At 31.7% G+C, this 26,375-nt stretch carries 28 protein-coding genes and 1 pseudogene; 22 read left to right on the forward strand and 7 right to left on the reverse strand.

All coding sequences use genetic code 11. The features are described 5' to 3' along the window. Positions 1–49 precede the first annotated feature (49 nt). Together CHAB381_RS05080 and msrB are read left to right on the forward strand one after the other, a co-directional pair. On the forward strand, positions 50–541 hold the full coding sequence (locus tag CHAB381_RS05080) for a hypothetical protein (protein ID WP_012108940.1): 492 nt from the start codon (positions 50–52) through the stop codon (positions 539–541). Then, a complete protein-coding gene (gene msrB, locus CHAB381_RS05085) occupies positions 541–1,539 on the forward strand; it encodes a peptide-methionine (R)-S-oxide reductase MsrB (protein ID WP_012108941.1) in 999 nt (332 codons plus the stop codon). Before CHAB381_RS05080 ends, msrB begins: the two co-directional genes overlap by 1 nt. A 161-nt stretch (positions 1,540–1,700) precedes the next feature. Here msrB and CHAB381_RS05090 read toward each other — a convergent pair whose 3' ends face one another. Beyond that, the gene (locus tag CHAB381_RS05090) at positions 1,701–2,414 is read right to left on the reverse strand and encodes a thioredoxin domain-containing protein (RefSeq protein ID WP_012108942.1); all 714 of its coding nucleotides are present in this window, start codon (positions 2,412–2,414) and stop codon (positions 1,701–1,703) included. 141 nt (positions 2,415–2,555) lie between these two features. On the opposite strand from CHAB381_RS05090, the gene CHAB381_RS05095 reads away from it, so the two are divergent. From CHAB381_RS05095 to CHAB381_RS05105, 3 genes are all read left to right on the forward strand, one after another. Further along, the gene (locus CHAB381_RS05095) at positions 2,556–3,140 is read left to right on the forward strand and encodes an aminotransferase class IV (protein WP_012108943.1); all 585 of its coding nucleotides are present in this window, start codon (positions 2,556–2,558) and stop codon (positions 3,138–3,140) included. A gap of 182 nt (positions 3,141–3,322) precedes the next feature. Continuing rightward, entirely contained in the window at positions 3,323–3,868 is a 546-nt protein-coding gene (locus tag CHAB381_RS05100; RefSeq protein ID WP_012108944.1) for a hypothetical protein, read from the forward strand. 265 nt (positions 3,869–4,133) lie between these two features. Beyond that, entirely contained in the window at positions 4,134–4,967 is an 834-nt protein-coding gene (locus CHAB381_RS05105; protein WP_012108946.1) for a DMT family transporter, read from the forward strand. A 174-nt stretch (positions 4,968–5,141) separates the two neighbouring features. On the opposite strand, the gene queA is transcribed toward CHAB381_RS05105, so the two are convergent. Genes queA through tatB form a run of 3 tightly spaced genes read right to left on the reverse strand, consistent with a single transcriptional unit; the run spans position 5,142 to position 7,318 of the window. Then, on the reverse strand, positions 5,142–6,161 hold the full coding sequence (queA, locus tag CHAB381_RS05110) for a tRNA preQ1(34) S-adenosylmethionine ribosyltransferase-isomerase QueA (protein WP_172462812.1): 1,020 nt from the start codon (positions 6,159–6,161) through the stop codon (positions 5,142–5,144). After that, a complete protein-coding gene (gene tatC / locus CHAB381_RS05115) occupies positions 6,154–6,879 on the reverse strand; it encodes a twin-arginine translocase subunit TatC (RefSeq protein ID WP_012108948.1) in 726 nt (241 codons plus the stop codon). The genes queA and tatC overlap by 8 nt, the downstream gene beginning before the upstream one ends. Next, the gene (gene tatB / locus CHAB381_RS05120; protein WP_012108949.1) at positions 6,872–7,318 is read right to left on the reverse strand and encodes a Sec-independent protein translocase protein TatB; all 447 of its coding nucleotides are present in this window, start codon (positions 7,316–7,318) and stop codon (positions 6,872–6,874) included. Before tatB ends, tatC begins: the two co-directional genes overlap by 8 nt. 213 nt (positions 7,319–7,531) lie before the next feature. On the opposite strand from tatB, the gene CHAB381_RS09120 reads away from it, so the two are divergent. From CHAB381_RS09120 to CHAB381_RS08890, 4 genes are all read left to right on the forward strand, one after another. Continuing rightward, complete coding sequence (locus CHAB381_RS09120; RefSeq protein WP_012108950.1) at positions 7,532–7,654, forward strand: hypothetical protein; 123 nt, start codon at positions 7,532–7,534, stop codon at positions 7,652–7,654. Next, a complete protein-coding gene (locus CHAB381_RS09020) occupies positions 7,623–7,835 on the forward strand; it encodes a 4Fe-4S binding protein (RefSeq protein ID WP_223429419.1) in 213 nt (70 codons plus the stop codon). Before CHAB381_RS09120 ends, CHAB381_RS09020 begins: the two co-directional genes overlap by 32 nt. A 491-nt stretch (positions 7,836–8,326) precedes the next feature. After that, positions 8,327–8,629, forward strand: a complete 303-nt coding sequence (locus CHAB381_RS08885; protein WP_012108952.1) for a cytochrome b/b6 domain-containing protein — start codon at positions 8,327–8,329, stop codon at positions 8,627–8,629. Between the two features lie 16 nt (positions 8,630–8,645). Continuing rightward, complete coding sequence (locus CHAB381_RS08890; RefSeq protein WP_370445530.1) at positions 8,646–9,425, forward strand: hypothetical protein; 780 nt, start codon at positions 8,646–8,648, stop codon at positions 9,423–9,425. On the opposite strand, the pseudogene CHAB381_RS05140 reads toward CHAB381_RS08890, so the two are convergent. Both CHAB381_RS05140 and CHAB381_RS05145 read right to left on the reverse strand, forming a co-directional pair. Beyond that, a pseudogene (locus tag CHAB381_RS05140) lies at positions 9,392–10,728 on the reverse strand (DUF262 domain-containing HNH endonuclease family protein); the annotation flags it as partial. The gene CHAB381_RS08890 and the pseudogene CHAB381_RS05140 sit on opposite strands and share 34 nt — an antisense overlap. 69 nt (positions 10,729–10,797) lie before the next feature. Further along, complete coding sequence (locus CHAB381_RS05145) at positions 10,798–11,892, reverse strand: DNA adenine methylase (protein WP_172462813.1); 1,095 nt, start codon at positions 11,890–11,892, stop codon at positions 10,798–10,800. Positions 11,893–12,146: 254 nt separating this feature from the next. Between CHAB381_RS05145 and CHAB381_RS05150 the strand changes: the two genes are divergently transcribed. Further along, positions 12,147–12,407 carry a helix-turn-helix domain-containing protein gene (locus CHAB381_RS05150; RefSeq protein ID WP_041570495.1) on the forward strand — a complete coding sequence of 87 codons (261 nt, stop codon included), beginning with the start codon at positions 12,147–12,149 and terminating at the stop codon, positions 12,405–12,407. A 2-nt stretch (positions 12,408–12,409) separates the two neighbouring features. Then, complete coding sequence (locus CHAB381_RS09125; RefSeq protein ID WP_256594198.1) at positions 12,410–12,541, forward strand: hypothetical protein; 132 nt, start codon at positions 12,410–12,412, stop codon at positions 12,539–12,541. Positions 12,542–12,544: 3 nt separating this feature from the next. Here the strand turns inward: CHAB381_RS09125 and metK are convergent, their stop codons facing one another. After that, positions 12,545–13,753, reverse strand: a complete 1,209-nt coding sequence (metK, locus tag CHAB381_RS05155; protein WP_012108957.1) for a methionine adenosyltransferase — start codon at positions 13,751–13,753, stop codon at positions 12,545–12,547. Positions 13,754–13,887: 134 nt separating this feature from the next. On the opposite strand from metK, the gene sstT reads away from it, so the two are divergent. From sstT to CHAB381_RS05210, 11 genes are read left to right on the forward strand one after another with little or no spacing between them, the layout of a single operon-like run. After that, positions 13,888–15,132 carry a serine/threonine transporter SstT gene (sstT, locus tag CHAB381_RS05160; RefSeq protein WP_012108959.1) on the forward strand — a complete coding sequence of 415 codons (1,245 nt, stop codon included), beginning with the start codon at positions 13,888–13,890 and terminating at the stop codon, positions 15,130–15,132. 53 nt (positions 15,133–15,185) lie between these two features. Further along, positions 15,186–16,886: a M3 family oligoendopeptidase gene (locus CHAB381_RS05165; RefSeq protein ID WP_012108960.1), complete on the forward strand. Its 1,701-nt coding sequence runs from the start codon at positions 15,186–15,188 to the stop codon at positions 16,884–16,886. Continuing rightward, positions 16,879–18,660, forward strand: a complete 1,782-nt coding sequence (locus tag CHAB381_RS05170; RefSeq protein WP_012108961.1) for a Na/Pi cotransporter family protein — start codon at positions 16,879–16,881, stop codon at positions 18,658–18,660. The genes CHAB381_RS05165 and CHAB381_RS05170 overlap by 8 nt, the downstream gene beginning before the upstream one ends. An 11-nt stretch (positions 18,661–18,671) precedes the next feature. Then, on the forward strand, positions 18,672–19,076 hold the full coding sequence (locus CHAB381_RS05175; RefSeq protein ID WP_012108962.1) for a hypothetical protein: 405 nt from the start codon (positions 18,672–18,674) through the stop codon (positions 19,074–19,076). 58 nt (positions 19,077–19,134) lie between these two features. Next, on the forward strand, positions 19,135–21,195 hold the full coding sequence (locus CHAB381_RS05180; protein ID WP_012108963.1) for an ATP-dependent helicase: 2,061 nt from the start codon (positions 19,135–19,137) through the stop codon (positions 21,193–21,195). Continuing rightward, positions 21,192–22,010: a pseudouridine synthase family protein gene (truB, locus tag CHAB381_RS05185; protein WP_012108964.1), complete on the forward strand. Its 819-nt coding sequence runs from the start codon at positions 21,192–21,194 to the stop codon at positions 22,008–22,010. The genes CHAB381_RS05180 and truB overlap by 4 nt, the downstream gene beginning before the upstream one ends. Further along, positions 22,007–22,756 (forward strand): 4-(cytidine 5'-diphospho)-2-C-methyl-D-erythritol kinase, encoded by a 750-nt coding sequence (locus CHAB381_RS05190; protein WP_012108965.1) that lies wholly within the window; start codon positions 22,007–22,009, stop codon positions 22,754–22,756. The genes truB and CHAB381_RS05190 overlap by 4 nt, the downstream gene beginning before the upstream one ends. Then, complete coding sequence (gene smpB, locus CHAB381_RS05195; RefSeq protein ID WP_012108966.1) at positions 22,756–23,217, forward strand: SsrA-binding protein SmpB; 462 nt, start codon at positions 22,756–22,758, stop codon at positions 23,215–23,217. The genes CHAB381_RS05190 and smpB overlap by 1 nt, the downstream gene beginning before the upstream one ends. Then, positions 23,218–23,811 carry a TlpA family protein disulfide reductase gene (locus tag CHAB381_RS05200; RefSeq protein ID WP_012108967.1) on the forward strand — a complete coding sequence of 198 codons (594 nt, stop codon included), beginning with the start codon at positions 23,218–23,220 and terminating at the stop codon, positions 23,809–23,811. It abuts the gene before it with no gap. Next, the gene (locus CHAB381_RS05205; protein ID WP_012108968.1) at positions 23,811–24,104 is read left to right on the forward strand and encodes an ATP-dependent Clp protease adaptor ClpS; all 294 of its coding nucleotides are present in this window, start codon (positions 23,811–23,813) and stop codon (positions 24,102–24,104) included. The genes CHAB381_RS05200 and CHAB381_RS05205 overlap by 1 nt, the downstream gene beginning before the upstream one ends. Beyond that, complete coding sequence (locus CHAB381_RS05210) at positions 24,104–26,293, forward strand: AAA family ATPase (protein ID WP_012108969.1); 2,190 nt, start codon at positions 24,104–24,106, stop codon at positions 26,291–26,293. Before CHAB381_RS05205 ends, CHAB381_RS05210 begins: the two co-directional genes overlap by 1 nt. The last annotated feature ends 82 nt before the right edge of the window (positions 26,294–26,375 follow it).

The raw sequence follows: 26,375 nt of genomic DNA on the forward strand, positions 1-26,375 counted from the left end.
TTTATTAAATGATATTTTTGTATAATACGCTGAAAAAGGAAACAAAAAAATGTGCTCTAAATTAAAAGAAAAAATGATAAAAAATATGTTTGTTGTATCAAAAAAACCTGTACTTTTAAGAGATTTACTGGAAGCAAATGCAACTTTTAACGAAGGAATGCTGGTTGATCCAAGCAAACTTAATTTTAAATTTTTATACGGTCGAAGTTATATTATTTTCGCAATTATCTGCATAGTTATTTTAATACCGCTTATAGCGATATCTCACCACATTTTTGAAAAGATAAATTTTCACTTTTCAATAATCGCGGCTGTAATTTTTACAAGCGCCGTGTTTATCTGTTTTGACATATTTAAAGCTTGGGCAAGGCGCGAACTTACAAGAGAGCTGATTAAAAAAGCATGGGCAAATCATTTTCCTTATTTTGCTTATGAAAAATACAGCGAAACTGTCGAAAAAATCTACGACGAAGCTTTAAAAAATGACATTCCAAAGCGTGATTTGGAGCAATACGTATTGGGTAAATTAGTAAACGCGTAATGAAAATTTTAAAGCTTTTAATTTTCTTTTTATTTTTTGTAACGGCAAACGGAGAAAATATGCAAAATTTAAATGAAATTTATTTGGCTGGCGGCTGTTTTTGGGGAATGCAAGGATATTTTGACAAAGTAGAAGGCATAAATAAAACTGAAGTCGGATATGCAAACGGAAACACCGATAAAACAAGTTATTATGAAGTTTCAAAAACCGGACACGCCGAAACATTGCATATAATTTTCGATACGAACAAAATAGATTTGGCTGAAATTTTAGAGCGATTTTTTAGCATAATAGATCCTTTTTCATTAAATCGTCAAGGAAATGACAAAGGCACACAATACCGCACCGGCGTTTATTTTAATGATAAAAAAACAGGCAAAAAAGTAAAAAAATTTTTCGAAAACAAACAAAAAAAGTTTAAAGAAAAATTTGCCATAGAGATTGTACCTTTGCGAAATTTTATAGTTGCGGAAGAGTATCATCAAAAATATCTGCAAAAAAATCCTGATGGATACTGCCATATTGATTTAACCAAAGCTAACAAACCGCTTTATGAACAAAATTTTAGAAAACCAGGTAATGCCGAAATTAAAAATTTAGATGAAATTTCATATCAGGTTACACAAAATGCGGCTACAGAAAAACCTTTCAGCAGCGAACTTGATAAAAATTTCAAACCGGGAATTTATGTAGATATCGTAAGTGGAGAGCCGCTTTTCAGCTCAAAGGATAAATTTGACGCCGGATGTGGCTGGCCAAGCTTTTCAAAGCCGATTACCACGGATGTTATGAATTATTTTAACGACACTTCTCATTCTATGATACGCACGGAAGTTCGCTCAAAACTTGCGAACTCTCATCTAGGACATGTTTTTGACGACGGAATTAAAGAAAAAGGCGGACTTAGATATTGTATAAACGGCGCAAGTTTAAAATTTATCCCTCTCGAAAAAATGAATGAGCTTGGATATGGCGACTTTTTACCATATATGGAATAAAAATTATAAATTTCAGGTGCATTGAAATTTATAAAATTTCGACTTTTCATTTTAAATTATTTAAAAATTTTAGATTGAACAACAAATAAAAATTACTGTATTATTATAAAAATTGGAAGTTTTAAAAACAGTTAAGAGCTGAAATTTTCAGCTCTTAAAAATTATTTAGAAATTTTATCTTTTTCTACGATAAACGGAACACCGTTTATTCCATTGCTTTGGTATTTTTTAGCAAGATCTTCAGCCGCTTTAAACTCAGCATCGCTTACTTTACTTTTATCGCCTTTTTCGGTCATATTATAATATTTATGAAGTACTTTTAATTTTTCATCATCACTTTTAGCTTTAGCCGTTTCTTTATAAATTAAAGCGCTTTTTACATTACCGCTCTCGCCATGAACCGATGTCATCACGATTTCAAGATTGTGAGTTTTAAGTCTGTCTTCGGCTTTTTCCATCTCTTTGCGGCAATATGGGCATTCTGCGTCTGTAAAAACAACTAAAGTAGGTTTTTTAGCATCATTTCCAAGTTTTATGATATTTTTAGCTTCCTCTTTCGGATAAACGTCTGCAAGCAAACTGTACACACGAGTTTGTCTAATTTGATCCTTATAACTCATTCCTGTTTTTACATTTACCAAATCAGGAATAAAAAGATTATCTTTTGTAAATGCAATATCTTCTTGAGACATATCACCTTGCGACATTTTAAGCACAACAGCTTCGAAACCGTCCAGACCGTCTACAGCTTTTCTATCTGTGATTTCAATTTTTATATCTTTAGGCGCACCTGAGTAAAGTCCCAAAATTTCCTCATTTGTAGCGGCATTTAAACTTATTGCAAGCGCTGCTGAAACAAAAATAATTTTTTTCATTGTTTTCCTTTTTTTTAAAAAAAATTTATTAAATTATATTTTAAAATTCTAAATCATTTAAAAACATAAAATAAAAAATAACAGAACAAAACCGCTGAAATAAACCGTTTTTGTCAAACAAACACTCCATTTATTGCGCTTTTGAGTTATGACGAGCCCAAAAAAGATATAGTTTGCGAAATTTTGGAAGCTAAAAAACTGGGCTTAAAATTTAAATTTGATGCGAAATTTAAAGGCAAAATTTCATACAAGCTTAAAAAATTCCCGCTTAAATTTAAAATTTATCATAAAGCTTTTAAAAAAGTTCAGGACGCTATGAAAAACGGCGATTTGATAGATTGCTCGCTGTTTTCTTATAAAGCGCGAAAATTCAGAAACTTTAAAATTTTAAAAAGCGATGTGAATTACGAACGCAAATTTTTAGATAGAAGCGCCTTGGATGAAATTTTCGCTCAAAGAGGCGCTAACGATGATGTTTTAATAGAAAAAAACGGAATTTTAACAGACACGACAATTGCAAATATCGCAATTTTACAAAACGATATCTGGATTACGACGAAAAATCCTCTTTTAAAAGGCATAACAAGAAAAAGACTTTTGAATAACGGCTTTTTAATAGAGCGGAATTTTGGTATAAAAGAGCTTTTGAGCGCGCAAAGTTTTGCGATATTAAATGCGATGATCGACTTTTTGGAAATAAAAAATGCGAAATTTGAAATTTATTAAAACTTCAATTTGATTTATGTCTTAATTGATTTCTTATAATTTTATTATTTGCATAAAGTTTTTAAATTTTATAATTTAAAGTATTGTAAAAAAACATAAACGATATCAAATAAAATTTTAGAAATTTTATAAAAAAGTAGATTTTGATATAATACTTCCGATTTAATTAAAAGGAAAAAATTGTGAAAAAAATTCAGGTTTTTTTATTTATTTTGATGTTAAGCGCCAACTTTTTAAATGCTGAAAAATATGATTATAGAAATGCAAAACCTGAGAATATGAAAGTTGAATTTATAAAATATGTTTACGACTGCAAAATCAATAATAAAAATACATATGAAATTTTTTATTCACCTGAGTTTAACTTTGTATTCGGTTTAATGTCTGTAACTACCGCCGACGGATATGATCCGATGTATCCTATAGGTGAAATTTTGGAAAGTGTAGATGATATAAAAATTACGCAACTTGATAATGACTATATTTCGGTTAAATTTAATGACACAAAATTAATACTTAAAGTTATATGTTCATATGATATAAACAAAAACAATGTTGATGATGAATATTATGGATTGAAAATCATTGACGGTTGTTGGATAGATGATATTTTTGAATTTAAAGACAACGAAAATAATCCGTCATCATTTAAAAGGGAAATTTTTGACGTTTTAAAAAACAATGTCGATTTGACAAAATTTTTAGACATTTTTACAATTAAAAAGTAGTCGATATATTTTCGCTTTTTGGAAAAAACCGTCTGTTATCATTGAAATTATAAATTAAAGATATTTTATTATAAATCGGGTTGAAACTGCTGAATTTTAAAGCAACCTGTAAAAACAAAAAATTATCAGCAACGTATTAAAAACTGCCCGTATAATTTAGATAATCAAAAAAACGCATTTCACCGATAAAAAATCATAAATACAAAAATTAGCAAAATCTAATTTTTTTTGATTATAATTTCTAAAACTTTTAAGAAGGTATATTGTGAAATATCTATTTTTAGCCATAATTTCCAGCGTTTTTGTGAGTGCAATTTTAAAAATTATGAATTTCAAAAATATAGACGCAAGAAAAGCCGTAGCGTTTAATTATATAAGCGCAAGCTTACTTTGCGCACTGTTTTTTAAACCTGATTTTAATAGCATTAATCTATCTTTCAGCACTCTTTTCTTAATTCTTGGAATACTGCTTCCAAGCGGATTTATAATAATGGCAAAAGCGGTAAAATACGCAGGAATCGTAAGAGCTGACGCGGCTCAAAGGCTATCGTTATTTTTAGCGATCATCGCCGCTTTTACGATTTTTTCCGAAAAACTCAACGCTTTTAAGGTTTTGGGCGTCATTTTAGCTTTCATTTCGCTTTTTTGTCTGGTTTATAAAAGCAGCGATACAAAAACGGGTTTTAAAGGCGGATTTTATCTATTTTCAGTTTGGTTGGTTTATGGATTTTGCGATATTTTATTTAAAGAAATTTCCAAACTCGGCGGTGAATTTTCATCAACACTTTTAATTTCTTTTTTAATGGCCGGTTTAATTATGTTTGCTTATTTGTTTTCAAAAAATATAAAATTTGATATTAAAAGTTCAAGCTACGGAATAATGCTTGGAATTTTCAATTTTTGCAACATAATTTTCTATATAAAAGCTCATCAAAGTTTCAGTCAAAATCCATCTCTTGTATTTATTGCAATGAACATCGGCGTAATAATTTTTAGCGTTTTTGTCGGAATTTTAGCTTTTAAAGAAAAAATTTCCAAGATAAATGCAGCCGGAATTTTATTTGGAATTCTTGCCATCGCGGTTTTATTTTTGGTCTGAAATTTTTATGATTACATCCAAAAAAATTAAAATGTAAAATTTTAACTGAGTAAATTTTAAACAATGCACCGAAAATCATATAAAAAGCGACAAAACTTAATATTTTTACACAAAAATTCGGCGCAGTAATTAGTGAAATTTATCTTGAAATTTTACGCAAAACAATACGTAAATCTACAATATCAGCATTCCGTCTCCGTATGAATAGAAACGATATTTTTTCTCAACTGCAATTTTATAAAGCTCAAGTGTTTTTTCAAGCCCGATAAAACTCGCAACTAACATAATCAATGTAGATTTCGGTAAGTGGAAATTTGTAAGCAGATGATTTTGGCGAATCGGCGGATTGTTCGGATGTAGGAAAAGTTCGCAAATACCGCCAATCTTATGCGTGCGTGCATAAAATTCAATTGTTCTTGTACATGTTGTACCGACACCTAAAATTTCACGCTCGCTATCCAAAAGCTTTGCCGTGCGCTCAGGTATCGAATAATATTCGCCATGCATTTTATGATCTTTGATATTTGCAACTTCTACAGGTTTAAAAGTCCCTGCCCCGACATGAAGAGTAAGATAATAAATATCGTGTTTTGCTTTCAAATCAGCAAGCATTTCATCACTAAAATGCAAGCTTGCAGTCGGAGCCGCAACAGCGCCTTCATTTTTTGCAAAAATAGTTTGATACCAACTTTCATCATCTTTTGTATCCGCTCTTTTTATATACGGAGGAAGCGGAACGTGTCCTATTTCATCCAAAATTTTGAATAGTTCGTGCGTTTCTAAAATATGAGAATTTTGAGAAAAACGGGCAACCCTCAGCCCGTCATCAAAAAGCTCTAAAATTTCAGCTTTTAAATTTTTATCAAATTCCAGAATAGCGCCTATTTTTACGCTTCCGCGCACATAGACACTGAATTTACCTTCGCCTAATGGAGAATTTAATAAAAGTTCTATTTTGCCGCCGCTATCTTTATGTCCGAAAATTCTGGCTTTTATAACCTTTGTGTCATTAAAAATAATCGCACAATCCGGTAAAATTTCAGCCAAATCACCAAAATGCAAATGCGAAATTTCGCCGTTTGCACGATTATAAACAAGCAAACGAGCGGCTTCTTTCGGCATTACAGGAGCGTTTGCAATAAGCTCTCGCGGCAACTCATAATCATAACTTTCAACCAAATCTAAATCAATCAACATTAACTTCTTTATATGGATTTACGCATTTGGCGATAAAAATCGACAACGCGTACAATGCGATAAGCGGCACTGCAAGCATAAACTGGCTAAGAACATCCGGCGGTGTCATTATCGCCGCAAAAATGAAAATAACTACAATGGCGTAGCGAAAAAATTCACTCAAACTTTTATTTGTAATAAGCCCTATTTTTGCTAAAAAAAATGTGATAACAGGAAGTTCGAAACTTATTCCGAAAGCGATTATAAGCTTTGTAAAAAAACCTACATATTCATCTATTTTAGGCATTGCAGTGGCGACTTCACCGCCAAATGTAATCAAAAATTTAAATGCAACCGGAATTACAAAAAAATAGCAAAATGCAGCACCTAAAAAAAACATTATTGAAGCAAAAAAAACAAACGGCAAAACGTATTTTTTTTCATTATCATAAAGTCCCGGCGCCACAAAAAGCCAAAATTGCCAAAAAATAATCGGTGCCGAAATAAGCAAACTGGCAAAAAATGAAACTTTAATCGCGGTAAAAAACGCCTCTGCAAGTTGCGTAAATACGACATTGCTTTGTTCAGGCAAAACTTCTTTCAAAGGCATCAGCACAAAATCCAGAATTTCTTTCCAAAAGCTGAAAGTAGCGATAAAAACAACTAAAAGCGCAACTACACAAATCACAAGACGTTTTCTAAGTTCAACAATATGCGGTTTTAATTCTTCAAACATCTTTGCTCTCTTTTGCTTCTTTCGGGCTGGAATTTTGTGTTTTTATTTCATCATTTTTTAAATTTTCAGATAAATCTTCATCTTTTTTTGAAATTTTATTTTCTGAAATTTCGCTTTTTATATCGTTAAAACTCTCATTTAATTTTTGAGCGCTCGAACTTATATTTTTTTTAATTTCGTCAAGTTCTTCGAAAGTCAGCTTTTTGCGTATATTCTCGCCGGTTTTGGTAAGACTTTCTTTATATTTTGCAGCTTCATCTTTTAATTCGGCGATTTTAATTTCCTGCTCAAAACTTTGTTTCGCATCATTCATCGCTTTTGTAAAAAATTTGAAAAATTTAGCGATTTCAACCATCGCTTTTGGAAGTTTTTCAGGCCCAAGAGCAATTACAGCAACAACAGCAATAATAAAAAATTCCGTAAAACTTATACCAAACATCAATTTTTCCTATAAAAATTTTGTATTGTAGCTAAAATTTTCTTAAAATACGTAATACAGCGATGAAATTTTAAATTTTACCAATTACTATAAAATTTTATAATGCTTAAAAACATTCTTAATATATAAAAAATATAAATAATTTTATTCTTAAAAATTTTCACAAATTAAATAATTAAATCAAAATTTTAATATTTAAATAAAGGTATAAAAATGCTTGGAACAACAACCGAAATTAAGACTTTTTCTCCTCCTGCAAATGCTTGGGGCGATGAAAATGAGTTTGAAGAAACGCACAGAAAGGGTGAACTTCGAGGTATTATTAAAATTAATTAAAAAAACTGCGTGGGTTTGCGATACCTGTCGTGAATTTTGTCCTACGGAAGCGATAGAAGGTTCGCTTGGAATTGCACATAAAATCAGTATAAATAAATGCGTAAATTGCGGCCAATGCTTAATAAATTGTCAGTTTGGAGCAATAGAACAGATGAGCTTCGTTGATGAAATTTCATCTTGATGATCCAAAAAGTTTTGCAGTAGTTCATCCATCACCTGCCGTTAGAGTTTCTATAGCAGAGGATTTGGAGGAAATACGGGCGATCTTACAATAAATAAGCTTTATATAGCATTTGAAAAAGCAGAAATTTTCAGAGGTAAGGGTTATAAATCCGTTAGAACTTCTTGAAACAAAAATGTATATACAGGCGGCGCTACGATTCATTGAAAATTACGAACTGTCCGGGCTGATATGTCAATAGCGGCAGACAACCGACAAGATCTATAATAACTTCGTGGTTACATCCGCTTTTACCTTTACCACTTAAAGCTTAGTAGAAAAAATATGGCTTATTATATAGAAAAATCTATTAAAAAAATGCTTAGTCGTCTGATTTTTAAAAGTCGCAGGTGTTGGAATTTCAAGTGTGGCAATTACCGGCTATGCACTTACGGATATTATCGAAAAACGTAAAAGTTATATTGCTATGCGTCAAGAAGGATTATATAAAGATGAAAAAAGACTTCAAAAAACAGAATTTGACCGCTTCTAATCAAAATTCAAGCTGCATGAAAGTCTATACTATGTGTGAAGTTATAGAAGAGCTTTTGCATACAAATTATGTAGATATCATCATGGATAAAGTTTTAAAATTTCCTGTATCGGAAAAGATATTTCACAATGTAAATTTAGTAAGTTGGATATTTTTAGTGATAAGCGGCATTATTATATATTTTAAACTTGCAGATAATGAAAATTTTAAGTTGCTTATGGATTTACATATTGCAGTGGCTGTTGTTTTTAGCAATGGATAGATTTATATTGATTTTGATGTGCTTTGTAACTCCTATTGATGATGAAGCCCCGAAAGGTCGTTTAATAACTCCGCAAGTTCAAAGTATAAGAGCGATTTTAGACAAAAACGCGATAGCAATTACAGCTCAAACGAATAAAATTCCACATACTTTAGATAGTTTAAAAACGCCGCCGGATTTAGTAATTTGCGATTCACAATGTCTTGAAGAATGCCTGCAAATTTTACCTAAAACACAAAAAATCACAACTTTTTCAATGATTTTTGCCGAATTTAAAGGCGATTTTACAGAACTTTTAAATGGCGCGAATATAATCTCATCTTTAAGAAAAAACGATGAAATTTTAATTTCTGAAGTTTGCTCACACAATGCAAAAGACAGCGATATTGCAAGAGTTAAAATTCCAAAAATGCTTGAAAAATTTCTTGGCTTCAAACCTAAAATTTCATACTGCGTCGGTAACGATTTTCCTGATAATTTAAAAATTTTTAAACTTGTTATTCATTGCGGAGCGTGTATGCTAAACCGCAAAGCAATGATTTCTCGTATCAAAAACGTCAAAGACGCAGGCGTCGCAATTACAAATTACGGAATGACGATTCAGTTTGTAAAAATGAGTTGGAGCGCACAAAAGCGCCATTTTTTTGCTTTTTATTTTTCATATTCTTCTTTCCACTCATCAAATTTAGATATTACCGAGTTTACAAGTTCATTACTTCTTGTAAGAATATCCTCAGGAGTAAAATCCGTAAAATTATCGGCTATTTCGTTTGTTATTTTTACTTTAGATTTTTGATATTCTTTTATTTTTTGACTAAAGTATCCGTTACCGGCTCTGATATTCAATTTTTTTCTAAAGGTGTTAAATTTCCTATATTCCAAATGCACTCTTTTACTTTTTCATCCATAAAGCCCAATGTATTTGCCCGATAATTATTATCCCATTTTCTAGGAAAAATATGCTCAAGCTCAAAGTCAAACGGCAATAATTCGTTTTGTTTTAAATATGCTATAAAAACTACCAAAGAATATCTTAAATTATTGTGCGGATTTTTTATTCTATATTTCAAAATTTTCTCTTCATCCTTTGAAATTTCTTTAAATTCAAATTTAGGTTTCATACTTTTGAGTATTTGTATGTTTAGTTTTAAAATTGGAAATTTTAACGAATTTATAGCATGTTCAATGCTATAACGCATAAAAATTTCAACGTATAAACGACGCAAAAATTTTAGATAATCAAGTTCAAATGATTTTTTATTTTTATGTGTTAAATAATATATTATACAAGGATATTTCCACCATTCATTACCGATCAGATTAAGTAAATTAAATATCTGTTTAATTTTTATATTTTCTTTCCAGGTCTCATCATTAATATCTCTTAAATTTTTAGAAAATGATGTAATCTTTAAAATTTCATTCAGATTTGACAATAATGATTTATCTTCTATGAATTTATATTTATCTTTGGATAAATACCTGCGAAGTTGTGGCGTAGTCGTATCTTTATCATCATTTTTAGCTCTTAAATAAAACATATAATTATAGAATAAACCGGTCATTTTTTCGCCGTTTTTATTTGCTTTTTGTTCCAAATCCTTCCATTTATCTATAAAATCGGCTTTATCGATTTCATTTTTTATAGAGTTATAAATTTGAGCTTTATCTACTCTTCCTGTAAGTTCATCTTGTTTCCAAATAAGAGGCTCTATAAGTTTAATGAAATTTTTTTCTCTAACATTTTTTTGTATATTTTCATTAAGTTTTGAATAAACAGCTCTCAAAAATAGCAAAAGAGATGTTATACGTTGTTGTCCATCTATAATCTCACGTTGCCCGTTATTTTCAAAATACACTATAGTGCCTAAAAAATAGCTTTCATTATTTTTTAAATCCATTTTTCTTTCTGTAAAATCCGTTAAATCTTCAAAAAGAGTAACTACATGCTCTTTTTCCCAGAAATACTGCCTTTGATATTCAGGAATTAAAAAAGGCTCTTTTTGAGCATCTTTTAAAAATTCCTCTATAGTTTTTTTATCCACCGAAATTTCTGTCGCCATTTTAATCTCCTTGATATTTATAATTTTTAATAACATTCATTAAAAAAAATATATTATAAATCAAATCATATAAATTTTATTTGGATTAAAATTTATATTAAATTTTTAGTTTTTCTTTAAAATGTATAAAATTTCAGTTACATAAATTTTTCTGTTATTTAAATTCCTGCTTCCGCGAAATGTATTGTATTTTTTTTCTAAAATATTAAGTTTTCCAAATTTTTCAAGATTTTTAATGAACTCGCTTTTATCGATAAAGCCCTCATTGTTAAACGAAATCAGCACAAATTTTGCTTTCAGCTTTGAAATAAGATCGAAAAACGCCTCAGCCGCACGCGTTTTTTTATTATAAACAGATTTATTCCAACCTTGTGCAATACCTGAAACTTGTGAAATTTCGTTCGGACGCTCATATTTTGCGATTAAATTCAGCATAAAATAGTTCGATCCGTAAGGATGCTGATTATAAGGCGGATCAAGATAACAAATATCGCAATTTTCAAGCTCGCCTGCAAGTTTGTTCGCATCTTTCTGCTCTATTGAAAAAGGCACGGAAAAATTTGAAAAAACAGGAAGCGGTAACGAAATATCTCCTAAAATTCTCTTTAAAGCATTTCTGCCTTCGCCGCCGAACTGTCCGATACCTTTTTTATTTTTATAAAAACCTTTAAAAACACCGCTTGTATTGGCGTGAGTACTTGCTTCATAAAGTAAAGGCGCAATGAAAAATTTTTGCATTTCAGGTGAAATTTTAGAAATTTCGCGGCGCGCGCTGTCGATAAAAACAGCATTTTTATGAGTATAAAAAACGCGCTCTTCGGGCATTATATTTTTGTCGTTTTTCGGCGCATAAAGTTCGGTTATAAAACCTGGAGTTAAATTTTCATAAACTTCATTTAAAATTTCAGTGCGAATTTTTGAAATTTCGCTCATAAAATCAGCCGAAATATTACTTAAATAACATTCATTTGTAATTTTTGAATAAGTTTCCAAATCGTTGGCAATTAAAAATTCACTATTCGCCTTTAAAAATCTGGCTACGATGCCTGATCCTGAAAAAAGATCCGCACAAAACAGTTTTTCTTTTTTCAGCTCTTTTTTTACGAATTCAACGCCCTCACCGATAAAATCCAAAAGTGCGCGTTTATTTCCAAGATAAGTCAAAATTTGTTCGCTTAAAAATTTTTCATTTTCCAAAATTTACCTTAAATTTTTTGTTTGGATTATATAAAATTTTAAATTTTAAAACGTTTAAAGTAAAAACTAAAAAATACCGCATTTTTAACAAAATTTGTCTTTATCATTGTATGAAAATTTTGTATAATTTAATGTTTGTTTTATACAAAATTACGTATAATTAGCGAAATTTTTGTTATGTTTTAAACATTTTTAATTATACATAATACAAAAAATTGTATACTTTAAACAATTTTATGTATCTTTAACGAAAACAAATGTATAATTTATACATGGTTGAAACAAACGATATTTTTAATATTTTGCACAATGCCGTTGAGTCAAAACAAATGGGCAAAAAAATATCGCAAGCAGCAATGGCAAAAAAACTTGGAGTTTCGATGCGCACATATCAAGACTGGAGGCTTGGCACTACGAAACCGCAAGCCGCTCTTGCCGTGTTTAGAATGCTTTGCGAACTTGAGAATGATGATATCTGCTTTGTGCTGAATAAAATCAAAAAACTAATGGGGGAATGAAAATGCAAAATTTAAGTTTGCAAGAAAAGATCGGACTTGAAGCAGTTTTTTCGGCTATTTATACTAAAAAAAGTTCAAAATTTATGGAATTTTATAAAAGAATTTACAGTTTGTTTTTTAAGCAAAAAGCGTAGAAACTACGCTTTTTTTACTAAATTTTTGAAAAGCTCCACGCTATCAAGTTTTTCCCACGGATAGTCTTTTATACCGACTTGTCCGTTCGCTGCTACTTTAGAATATAAAAACGTCTCAGCGCTTGGTTTATCAAGCCCGAATTTTGAAATTATCCATTTTGGTGTAAGCGCAAAATTTTTCATAACAAAATTTGAAAGCATATCATCATCTATATCAACAACTTGTGTTCCCATCGTATCTACACTGACTGAAATAGGTTTTGCAACACCTATTGCATAACTTAATTGGACAATACATTTTTTAGCAAGACCTGCCGCTACAATATTTTTAGCTATGTATCTCGCCGCATAAAGACCGGAACGATCAACTTTCGTATAATCCTTGCTTGATTGTGCACCGCCGCCTATCGGACTATATCCGCCAAAACTGTCAACTATAAGTTTGCGTCCGGTTACACCGCTATCATGCAAGCTTGAGTGATTTACATATCTTCCTGTCGGATTTATATAAATAATGGTTTTTTCTTTATCGTAAAGTTTTTTTGGAAGACCTGCATTATCTATAATTTCACCAATCAGCTCGCGAACATTCTCTATACTCATAGTCTCAACACAAGGAGCCGAAACTACAATCGTATGAATTTTTTGCGGTTTACAATTTTCAAAATTACTTTTACTGCCGTAATCAACTGTAACTTGAGTTTTTATATCAACTCCAAGTTCGTCAGGATGAGCTTTTGCATATTTATAAACTTTATCACACAAAACTCTTGCATAAGTAATTGCAGCAGGCATAAAATTTGATGTTTCATTGCTTGCAAAACCGAACATTATACCTTGATCTCCGGCACCTATTTCTCCGTCATTCTGATCCACACCTTGATTTATATCACCGCTTTGTTGATTTAAAAGCACGTGAACTTCTATATCTTGAGGATGTAAACATTGCTCGCGAGTAAAATTAGGATTGTCAAAATAGCCGATTTTTTCCAAAGTATTTTTTACCAGGCACTCATATTGTTCAAAATTCAGTGTTTTTTTAGATTTTATTTCGCCGCCTATTATTATATGGTTACCTGCAAAAAAAACTTCGCTTGCAATCCTTGCATTTCTATCAAGTGCCAAAGTCGCATCAACTACGCTATCTGCTATAATATCGGCACATTTATCAGGATGCCCTGGACTTACTACTTCAGATGTGAATAAATACATATTTTCGCCTTTTAATTTAAAATTTAAAATAATAATTCTAGCATTTTAAATTTAATTTTTAATGAGTTTTGCTATTTTTATTTTCTATAAAAGTTTTTTTAGATAGAATTAAAAGATTTTCAAAAGGAGAAAAAATGACATATATGCAAAAATTAATTGCAAATTATAAGGATAAAAATCTTATCCTGAAAATTTTAGTTGGCATGTTTTTAGGTGCCATTTTAGGTATTTTAACGCAAAAATTCGGCGGTGGATTTCTAAACGGTTTTGCAGGTTTTGCAGAAATTTTAGGAAATCTTTTTGTTGGTGCGCTTAAAGCAGTTGCTCCTGTGCTTGTTTTTATACTTATTTTAAGCTCGATAATGACAAAAAAACTCGGCAATGCAACAGGTATAAAATATATCATAACACTTTATATAGTAGGCACATTTTTGGCCGCTTGCGTCGGGGTTGCATTTTCATTTTTATTTCCTACCACTTTGAGTATAAACGATGTAGTTGCAGCCGATAAAACGGCGCCGGTAAATATTCTGGTCGTTTTAAAAGATCTGTTTTTCAAAATCGTGGATAATCCTTTGCACGCAATTTCAAGCGGAAATTTTATGGGAATTTTAGCTTGGGCTGTAGGTTTCGGTATAGCTCTTAGATTTTGTACAAATGGAACAAAAAAAGTTTTTGTAGATCTTAGCGAAGCTACAACAAAAATCGTTCAATTTATAATCCAACTTGCTCCTTTTGGAATTTTCGGTCTTGTCTGCACAAGCGTTTATAATACAGGTCTTAGTACACTTGCAGGATATTTGCGAATTGTAATTGTTTTAGTTGTAGCGATGGCATTTGTGGCTTTAGTTATAAATCCGCTTATAGTTTTTGTAACGCTTCGTAAAAATCCATATCCATTAGTTTTTACATGCTTAAAAGAAAGCGGTTTGACTGCATTTTTTACAAGAAGCTCAGCTGCAAACATTCCGGTAAATCTAAATTTGTGCCGCAAACTTAAACTTGACGAAGAACTTTATTCAATATCGATTCCGCTAGGAGCTACAATAAATATGGCCGGAGCGGCTGTTGTAATTTCAATAATGGCATTAGCAGCAGCAAATACTCTTGGTATTCGTCCTGATTTCGGAACGGCTTTGCTTCTTTGTGTAATTTCGGCAATCGGTGCTTGCGGAGCCAGCGGCGTAGCCGGAGGTTCACTTTTACTTATTCCGCTTGCCTGCTCACTGTTTAATATTCAAAATGATGTTGCTATGCAAGTTGTTGCAATAGGTTTTATAATCGGTGTAATTCAAGATTCGGTTGAAACTGCGATAAATAGCTCAACAGATGTCGTTTTTACAGCTGTAGCATCTCATAAAACAAATCCTAAAAATTAAATTTATAAACTTTTGCTAAAATTGTCCTTTTATTTTATTTAAAAGGACAATTTATGGCTTGGAAATTAGATAAATTTTTTGATAATTACAACGAATTCTGCGAAACTTTAAAAAAAGAGAGTCTGGAATTTTCGCAAAATTTCAAAGGTCGTATGAATGAAATTTCAAACGATGAATTTTTAAATGCACTTAAAATTTACGAAAACTTAAGCGAAAAAATTTCCAAAATTTTAACTTATGCGGAACTGAAATTTGCAGTCGATACGACAACCGGCGCGGATTTGGCAAAAGCTGAAATTCTTGCAAATAAAATAAGTGAAAATTTACTATTTTTTGAACTTGAATTTAATGAGCTTGACACACAAAAACAAAATGAAATTTTAGAAAACGCAGGAAATTTCAGATATTATTTGGAACTTTTAATTAAACAAAAATCGCACCGACTTACATTCCTGGAAGAAAAAATTCTACTTAAAACAGCGCCTGTCAGAGAAAACGCTTTTTCTCGCCTTTTTAGCGAAACGCTAAGCTCTTTGAAATTTAAGTTTAAAGGCAAAATTTTAAATGAAGAGCAAATTCTGGCACTTCTTAGCGATAAAAAACGCAAAAATCGAAAAAAAGCGGCAAAATCTCTAAGTAAGGTTTTACAAAAAAATCAACAAATTTTAAGTTATATTTACAATATGATAAAAACAAATCTACAAATCACTTGCGAGCTTAGAAAATACGAAAGTGGCGAAATGATAATGCACGAAAACAATCAAATTTCAAAACAATCGGTGGATTCGTTAATAAAAACCACAGAGCGAAATTTCAATCTTGTGGAAAAATTTTACGATAAAAAAAGAGAAATTTTGGGATTTGATAAATTATACGATTATGATCGCTATGCGCCTTTAGGAGACGATGAAAAATTTAGTTTTGAAGATACAAAAAATATCGTGCTTGCGGCTTTTGGCGAATTTTCAAAAGAATTTGAAAAAATTGCAAAAAAGGCTTTTGATGAAAACTGGATTGATGAAAAAATAACTTCAAATCGCCAAAGCGGCGCATTTTCACACTCGGCGGTAAGTGAAATTCATCCGTTTGTATTTTTAAATTTTACAGGAAAAAGACGTGATGTTTTTACTTTGGCTCACGAATTAGGTCACGCAATTCATCAATATCTGGCTTATGGCGTCGGATATTTCGGCTCTTTTACGCCGCTTACGACAGCCGAAAGCGCTTCAATATTTTGCGAAATGCTTGTGTTTGATTATTTCAAAAACCGCGCAAACAAAGCGAAAAAACAGGCGATATTGGCAAATAAAATAGAAGATATTTTCGCTACTTTATATCGTCAGATAAACTTTACTACATTTGAGCGTGAATTTCACGCTCAAAAAGGCGAAGTAAGTGCGGAAAAAATAGATGAAATTTGGATGAAACATTCCAAAAAAATGTTCGGTAAAAGCCTGAAACTAAGAAATGATTATAAACTTTGGTGGAGTTATATTCCGCATTTTATTCATAGCCCTTTTTATTGCTATTCTTACGCTTACGCGCAACTTTTTGTTTTGGCGATTTTCGGACTTTATAAAAGTAAAAAATGCGAGAATTTTACACAAAAATATATAAAATTTCTAAGTCTTGGTGGAAGCGAATCGCCAAAAGATATGATTAAAATTTTTGATCTTGATATAGAAGATGAAAATTTTTGGAATATCGGAATAAATGAAATTTCAAAACTTGTAGGCGAGTTTTTAAATGATTAAAAGTAAAAATTTATTTTTAATCGCACTTTTTATTATTACAGCCTTCATAAGCACTAGCGAAAGTTTAACAAAACTTTGCTTCGGACTTGCATTATTTATCTATGCTATGAGCGTTTTGGAACAAAGTTTTTCGCTGATGGCAGGCGGAATTTTAGAAAATTTCTTAAAAAAAGCTACTAAAAAAGATTATAAAAGCTTTTTATTCGGCTTTATAAGTACTACTGTTATGCAATCAAGCGGGCTTGTAAGCGTGCTTGCCATCTCATTTTTAAGCGCCGGTCTAATCAGTTTGATGGCAGGAATTTGTATAATTTACGGCACAAACTTAGCTTCAGCCACAAGTGCCTGGATTGTAGGTTTAATCGGTTTAAAAATGGATATTGCGCATTTCAGTATGCCGATTTTCATATTCGGCGCGGTTTTAGCGCTATTTAAAGATGAAAAAACAAAAGGTGCAGGATTATTTATAGCAGGAGTTGCACTTTTTTTCTTGGCAATCGCTTATATGAAAGACGGATTTTTAAATTTTAAAAGCACGATTGAGCTAAGTAAATACGCACTTTCAGGCGTTCTTGGCATAATAGTTTATGCTTTGATAGGAGTTTTTATAACGGCGCTCTTGCAAAGCTCGCACGCAAGTATCACTCTAGCTCTGACAGCTCTTGCAAGTTCTCAAATAACATATGAAAACGCCGTATCAATCACAATAGGAGCAAATCTTGGAAGCACTATTACAGCTATAATCGGCTCTCTTAAAGTAAATAACGAAGCAAAAAAATTAACGATAACTCATATAATTTTTAATCTTACCACAGCAATTTTAACTATACTGCTTTTTAACGTTTTCTTAAAAGCAGTTGATATAAGTGCCGATCTGTTTGGAATCTCTCAAGACGACAATATATTAAAATTAGCGATTTTTCAAAGTTACTTCAATATTTTCGGTGTTTTGCTTTTTTATCCTACAAGACGTTTTATGAAAATTTTTCTCGACAGATCATTTACGAAATTAAATAAAAAAGTTAAAAAAACGCAAAAAATTTATACCGCAATTTATCTGAACGATGAAGCGCTTAAATTCAGTAAATCGGCAAAAGAAGTTTTGATTAAGGAGCATATTCATCTTTTTAACAATGTCATATCTATAATAACAAAAAGCATAAGTATCTCGTCAAAAGATATAACAGGCGAACTTAGCGATGAAGAAGTTATAGCAAAAAGAGATAAACCTATGCAAATAGACTTTGATGAGCTTTACAATGAAAGATTTAAAAATCTTTACAGCCAGATAATAGACTTTTCAATCAAAGCAAGCGCCATTGATAAAGGTGAAGAAAACAAATTTTTTATGGATATTCGTCGTTCAGCTCTTATTTTTGCCGAAATTTTAAAAGATATGAGAAACGCACAACCTAATTTTTGCAGATATATGCTTTCTCAAAATGAGTTTATAAAAAAAGAATATAACTTTCTGCGCCTGAATTTGCTAAAATCAATCAGAATAATCAAACAAATTCCTGAATCTGAAAATTTTGAAACAATGCAAAAACTCTTAACGGAATTAAAACTCATAATGCAAAATTACAACATCATCGAATGGCGCGATATAGATACTTTGCTTTACGAAAGTAAAATTTCAAGCTCAATGGCGACATCTTTGATGAACGATACTTTTCTGGTTCACAGCATTGTCAAAAATTTTATCCAAATCGTAAAGATTGCATTTGCGCACTATCAGGAACGCGAAAATAAAACAAAAAATTTAAAAGCTTAAGGAGAAAAAAAATGAATGAAATTTTGGAAAATGCAAAATTTTCGGAAATAATGTGCGAAAATATTAAAAATTGTATAAATTTTTTACTTGATGAAAATCAGGGATTTAAAATTTTAGCAAGATTTAAATTTGTCGAGTTTGATCCGCCTTTGCCGAAAGAATTCACTGAAAATTTCGAAAATTTTATTTTATTCGAACTTGCAAATTATACATTTGAAACCGCACAAATTGTAGGCGATAATTTGACATTTGACGCGGCTTTCGGAGAAGAAAATTTTGAAAGTGAAGTTAAAATTCCGCTTTTTTCAGTAGTTCAAATTTTAGTTGATGAAGATGTGATTTTAATAAATCCGGCTAAAACAAAAAGGCTGAATAACAAACAGGTGATGGAAATGTTTAAAAAATCATTAACCTGAATTTCAATAAATTTTTGATAATATAAAAGAAAATTTATCACACAAAAGAACAACATAAATGGACATTTTAAAAGATTTAAACGAAAATCAGAAACTTGCCGCTACTCATATTGACGGTCCGATGCTTATTTTAGCAGGAGCCGGAAGCGGCAAAACAAAAACGATAACTTCGAGGCTTGCATATCTGCTATCAAATGGCGTAGATCCGGCTTCAACTTTAACTTTAACTTTTACAAATAAAGCGGCAAGCGAAATGAGATTAAGAGCATATTCACTTATAGGAGATTTAAAACTTCCGCTTTCGCCGCTTCTTTGCACATTTCACAAATTCGGACTTTTGTTTTTAAAATTTTACATAAATAAACTCAATAGAAAAAATAATTTTATAATTATCGACACGGACGATAAAAAAAAGATATTGAAAAGCTTTGATAGCGATATTCCGACAGCACTTATAGCAAGTGAAATTTCAAAATATAAAAACGCGCTTTTAAAACCCGATAAAATTTTGCAAAATATCTCAATTATTGGCGATGAAGTCGCAAACCGCGCAAGAGATTTTTATCAAAAAATTTCACTTATTTATAAAAAATACTGTGATTATGAAGTTGAAAACAATCTTGTGGATTTTGATGATCTGCTGGTTTTAAGCTATGAAATTTTAGATAATTTCGACGAAATAGCAAACGAAACCTCATCAAGATTTAATTTCATCACGGTTGACGAATATCAGGATACAAATGAAATTCAGTTTAAACTTTTGAAAAAACTTTGCAAATTGCACGAAAATTTAGTCGTAGTAGGAGACGACGATCAAAGTATTTACGGTTGGAGAGGTGCAAGAATAGAAAATATTTTAAATTTTAAAGATGAGTTTAAAAATGTAAAACTTATAAAACTTGAAGAAAATTACCGCTCTACACCTGAAATTTTAAAAGCCGCAAACGAACTTATAGGACACAATAGAAATCGTCTTGGAAAAAATTTGAAAAGCACCGTAAAACCTGGTGAAAGTATCACCATAATGGAATCAAACGATGAAATTTATGAAGCTAATAAAATAGCCGATAAAATTAAAACATTATTACAAAGCGGAATAAAGGCTGAAAACATCGCTGTTTTATACCGCATAAACGCGCTAAGCAGAAGCATCGAAGAAGGGCTTAACAGAGCAAACATACCATATAAAATGGTCGGCGGAATGAAATTTTACGAAAGAGCCGAAATAAAAGACATTATCGCATATTTGAGACTGCTTATCACTCAAGATGACGATTTTTCTCTTAGAAGAATCATAAATCGCCCGAAACGCGGCATAGGCAAGGTTTCACTTGCAAATCTTGAAAGCTTCGCATATAAAAATCGCTTAAGTCTATTTGATTCAATCGGCAAAATTTCAACCAATATTGCTACAAAAAAAGTTTGCGAAGCACTTGAAGAGCTTTATAATGGAATTTTAAAACTTTCAAATATGAATACAACGGAAAAACTTGAAAATTTGGAAAAAACTTTTAAAATCAAAGAGTATTATGCGGCACTTCCGGATGGCGCAGATAAAGTCGCGAATATAGATGAATTTTACGCTACATTAAAAGACAATGCAAAAAACGATCCTGAGTTTGATTTAAATGAATTTTTAAACGAAATTACGCTGCTTAGCGAAGCTGACGCAATCACAAACGAAGCGATTTCCGTGATGAGTATCCACGCAAGTAAAGGGCTTGAGTTTGATCATCTTTTTGTAATCGGACTTGAAGAGGGATTTTTTCCGCTTTTAGGAGACAGCTGCGATATCGAAGAAGAGCGTAGACTTGCATATGTGGCTATTACTCGCGCCAAAAGATCCTTGGCTTTAAGTTATGTTGAAAGCAGATTTTTTAGAGGAAAAAGAGAAAAACTGGAAAAAAGCAGATTTTTAAGTGAAGCCGGACTTTGCGGCGGTTCGCTTGTTTTGGAAGAAAAAGGCGAGTTTAAAAAAGGCGATTTAGTAAAACACAAACTCTTTGGAATCGGCAGAATAATCGCAACTGCAAAGGTGCGAAACGAACAAAAACTTACTATAAATTTCGGCGGAATCAAACGCGACATACTTTCAAGCTTCGTAGAAAGAGTCATATGAACAGACTTTTTGTCGCAAATAAGCCGACAGGCATAAGTTCAAATCATTTTCTAAACACTTTAAAACGTAAATACGGCGTAAAAAAAGCTGGTTTTTCAGGCACTCTTGATCCGTTTGCAAGTGGAAATTTGCTTATAGCTTTTGGAAACTACACGCATTTTTTTCGTTTTTTTGATTTGGAACCTAAAATTTATGAAGCTACTATTTGGCTTGGAGCGAAAAGCGAAAGTTTGGATAATCAAAATATTGATAAAATAGATATTCTAAAGCCTTTTGACAAAAATTTATTAGAAGATGTGAGAGCTGAAATTTTAGGCGAAGTAAAATACAATCCGCCAAAATTTTCAGCCAAAAAAATAAACGGTATGAGAGCTTATAAACTAGCCAGAAAAGGTGAAGATTTTGATGTTCCGACTCAAAATATGCAAATTTTTAAAAGTGAAATTTTAAATTATTCTCACCCGTTTTTAAATATTAAAATTTGGGTTTCAAAAGGCGCTTACGCAAGAAGTTATGCGCAAATTTTTGCCGAAAAGCTTGGTGTGAATGCTACACTTTCCGCTTTAAAAAGGGTAAAAGAAGGAAGTTTTTGTTATGAAGACGAAAAAGCCCTAAATCCTTTGGAATTCCTGACGTTAAAAGAAAACTTTTATATTGGCGATGAGAGCGATATCGAGCTTGGCAAAATTTTAAACGCACAAAATTTTAAAAACTCAAATGACGGAAAATATATCGTAAAAACCGCAAATTTTTACTCTATAATTGAAATTTCAAACGGCGAAGTAAAATATCTGCTGAATAGGATTGAGATATGAAAAGTTTTGCCAAAATCAATATTTTTTTAAAAATCACAGGAACAAGAGGAAATTATCACGAATTAAACTCAAGATTTGTGCTTATAAAAAATCTTTTTGACGAAATAAGTTTTAAAAGCGGAAATTTTGAAGGTTTTTGTATAAAAACCGAAACCGAAATAAATGGCGAAAACATTATAAATAAAGCCTATAACGAACTTTGTAAGGCAGGTTTTTCCCACGAATTAAATGAATTTTTTAAAAATAACTGCGTAACTTTAAAAAAAAATATTCCGCTTGGAGGCGGACTTGGAGGTGGAAGTTCAAATGCCGCCACTTTTTTAAAAATGGCTAATGAAGAGCTGAATCTTAAAATTTCAAAACGGAATTTAATGAAAATAGGCGCTAAAATAGGCGCTGACGTGAGTTTTTTTTTAAGCGATGAAATATGTGCGAATGTAAGCGGTATAGGAGAAATTATAATGCCGTTTGATGATGAAATTCCAAATTTTGAAATTTTACAAAAACCTGTTTGCTGCGATACGGCAAAAGTTTATAAAGAGTTTCGCGCGCACTTTTTTGATACTATAAATTTAAAATTTTCAGCTAGACTTTCACGTTTAAAAAGTAGCGAAATTTTGGCAAATTTTAAAAATTATATGTTAAATGACCTGCTTGTGCCGGCACAAAAAATTTATCCAAATTTAAAAATCAATAACGATGAATTTTTGAGCGGCAGCGGAAGCAGCTGTTTTAAGGTAAAATAATGAAAGAACTGACAAAAAATAAAAAAGCGTGGCATAATTTTACGATAATAGAAAATTTTGAAGCCGGAATTGTGCTTAAAGGTAGCGAAGTAAAAGCATTAAGAATGGGGCGTGCAAACCTGAAAGACAGCTTTTGCAGAATCATCAAAGGAGAACTTTTTTTATTAAACGCTCACATCAGTTTTTTGGAAAATACAAATGCATTTTTTCGTCCAAGCGAAAACGGCGCAAGAAAACTTTTAATGCATAAAAAAGAGATAAACAGACTTTTTGGCGCCGTTTCAAAAGAAGGTATGGCGATTGTGGCGCTATCGCTTTATCTAAACGACAAAAACAAAGTAAAAGCGCGAATCGCGCTTGCGAAAGGCAAAAATCTGCACGATAAAAGAGAGGCTTTAAAACGAAAAGAAGCCGAACGTGAAGCACAAAGCGCGATGAAAAGATATGCAAAAGGATACTGAGTGAAAAAAATTTTAGGAATTTTAATTTCAGCAATGATTTTTCTTGGCGGTTGCGACGAGCGTAACGATACAATTTCAAGTGAACAGAATTTCGCTCCATATGAAGTTGGCGAGCAAATTTCTCTAAAAAGCGTAAGCGGCGATGAAATAACAATAAAACGCACGAATGAAGGCTTTAAATTAGCAAATAGCGACAAACTTCTTATGTTTGACATTTTTGCAACTTATTGTGAGCCTTGCAAAGCGGAAGCCGCTCATCTTACCGATCTAATAAATAAAAACAAGGAAAATATGGCTTTTATAGGACTTATAACTTTTGAAGAGATTGAAAATCATGAAATAATCGAAAATTTTATGAAAAAATACGGCGCTTATTATTTCATAGCAAACGAAAAAGAAAATGACAGACTGATTGCTCAAATTTTAAACGATATAAAATACAATCACGCACTTTCAATACCGTTTAAAGTTTTACTTCAAAACGGCAAATATGTTAACTTAACGGATTTTAACGAAGGAATGCGATTTAAAAAATATTATCTTGGCGCGGTGCCTGAGGGCGTAATAGAAAATGATTTACAAAGGCTTAAATAATGGCATTTCAAAATGAATCACAAACAAAAACAAAAATTTTCATACCGAAAATTTACCGCGTAATTTTACTGAATGATGATGTTACGACTATGGATTTTGTCGTAATGATTTTGATGGAAATTTTTGAAAAAACGCGAGATGAAGCAATAAATATTATGCTACATATACATAAAAACGGTTCAGGAATTTGCGGAAGTTACATAAAAGAAATCGCTGAAACCAAAAAAGATGAAGTAAAAATGCTGGCTAAAAAAGCGAATTTTCCGTTAGTTTGTGAAATAGAGGAAGAATAATGGCAAATTTTATGTTTGGATACTATTTTAAAAACGGCGTGCGTGTGGCGCGCAAATATAGAAATAATTATCTTACGACATATCATATTCTTTTTTCTTTTTTCAGATACGACGTTTTTAAAGAATTTTTTTATTACTACGGAATGCAAAATGACGTAGGCGAAACTATCCGTCAAATCATCGAAAATTTTCCGAAATCAAAAAATAAAAAATTGAAAATGACAACCGAACTGAAATATCTGATAAATCAAATAAATGAAATCGGCACAAACAAAAATGAATATGAAGATATTTTCAGATTTATGTTTTTAGCTAGAAAAATGGATGAAAATTATAGAGAACTTTTTGATTTTATCACACCAAATGACAGTTATGAAAGTCTTTCACTGACATTTTTCGAATGGTTGAAAAGACAAAAAAGCATTCCTATGGCGGAATTTCTGGACTCTTTCGAAAATCAGGATGAAAACGAAGATCAAAGATCTCCTCTTGAAATTTGGGGACGAAATCTTTGCGAAGAAGCAAGGCTTGGAAAACTTGATAAACTTATAGGAAGAGAAAAGGAAGTTGAAAAAACACTTCAAACACTTTGCAGACGCAAAAAAAATAATCCTTTACTAGTAGGTGAAGCAGGCGTTGGGAAAACAGCCGTCGTAGAAGGAATCGCACAAAAAATCGCATTCAACGACGGACCGGAAAAATTGAAAAATAAAGAAATTTATGAAATAAACTTAACTTCAATGCTTGCAGGAACTACATACAGAGGCGATTTTGAGCAAAGAGTAAATGACCTTATAGATGAATTAAAAAATAAAAAAAACGTGATAATATTTTTCGATGAAATTCACACGATTTTGGGCGCAGGAAGCACAGGCGGAAGCGATGCCGATTTAGCCGACGCCCTAAAACCGGCTCTTGCAAACGGTGAAATTTCCTGCATCGGAGCTACTACTTATGCGGAATTTAGAGATTTCGGCAAGGACAAAGCTCTACTTAGAAGATTCAACAAAATTGACATTTGTGAGCCCACATTGGAAGACAGCTTTAAAATTTTAAAAGGCGGTGCGCCGCGTTATGAAAATTTTCACGGCGTGAAATTCAGTGATGAAATTTTAAATGAATGCGTAAGACTTTCCAAAAAATATTTAAGTGATAAATTTTTGCCCGATAGCGCATTTGATTTAATTGATGAAATAGGTGCAAGTTTCAGCTTAAAAGGGCGCCACGGCGAAGTAAGTCAGGATGATGTAAGAAAAATTTTAAGCGTAATGGCAAATGCTGAAAATATAAATAGTGATAATTCGGAAATTTTAAAAAATCTGAAAACAAATTTAAAATCTGAAATTTTCGGTCAGGATAGCGCTGTAGATACGCTTTATAAGGCACTTTTGCGCTCATATGCAGGCATAAAAGATGAAAATCGCCCGATTGGCGTATTTTTATTTACAGGAAATAGCGGAGTTGGCAAAACAGAACTTGCAAAAGTGCTTGCAAACTCGCTGAATGTAAGTTTTTTACGCTTTGATATGAGCGAATATATGGAAGAAAACAGCGTCTCGAAATTTATAGGCTCGGCTCCCGGATATGTAGGATTTGAACAAGGCGGAATCTTAACAAATGCCGTCAAAAAGCATCCTTACAGCGTTTTACTTTTTGATGAAATAGAAAAAGCGAACCCCACAATCATAAATATATTTTTAGGAATTTTCGATAACGCTTCATTAAGTGATAATCTCGGTGAAAAGGCCGATTTTAAAAATACAATCATAATAATGAGCTCAAATCTTGGCACAAAAGAGGCGGCTACTCTTGGATTTAAAAGAGATACGGCTGAAAAAATAAACACTGCCGTACATGATTTTTTTAGCCCTGAGCTTAGAGCAAGAATAGATAAAATAATAAATTTCAATCCTTTAAATAATGAAATTTTAAAACAAATCGTAGATAAATATATAAAAAATTTGGAAAATAAATTAAAAAATGTCAAGTTTGATTTGGACGAAAACGCAAAAGAATTTTTAATCAAAAAAGGTGCAAATACGGAATCAGGCGCAAGAAATTTAAAACGCATAATTGATGGTGAGATTAGCGACATTATAAGCGGTGAAATTCTATTTGGAAAATTAAAAAACGGCGGAACTGTAAAAATTTCAACGGAAAATGAAAAATTAACATTTGAGTTTAACTGAAATGAGAAAATTTTTTAAATTTCTAAAAAACATCAATTTATTTAAACTGAATTATCTAATAATTCCTCTACTTTTATTAATT

The organism is Campylobacter hominis ATCC BAA-381, from assembly GCF_000017585.1.
GTDB classification, from domain to species: Bacteria; Campylobacterota; Campylobacteria; order Campylobacterales; family Campylobacteraceae; genus Campylobacter_B; species Campylobacter_B hominis.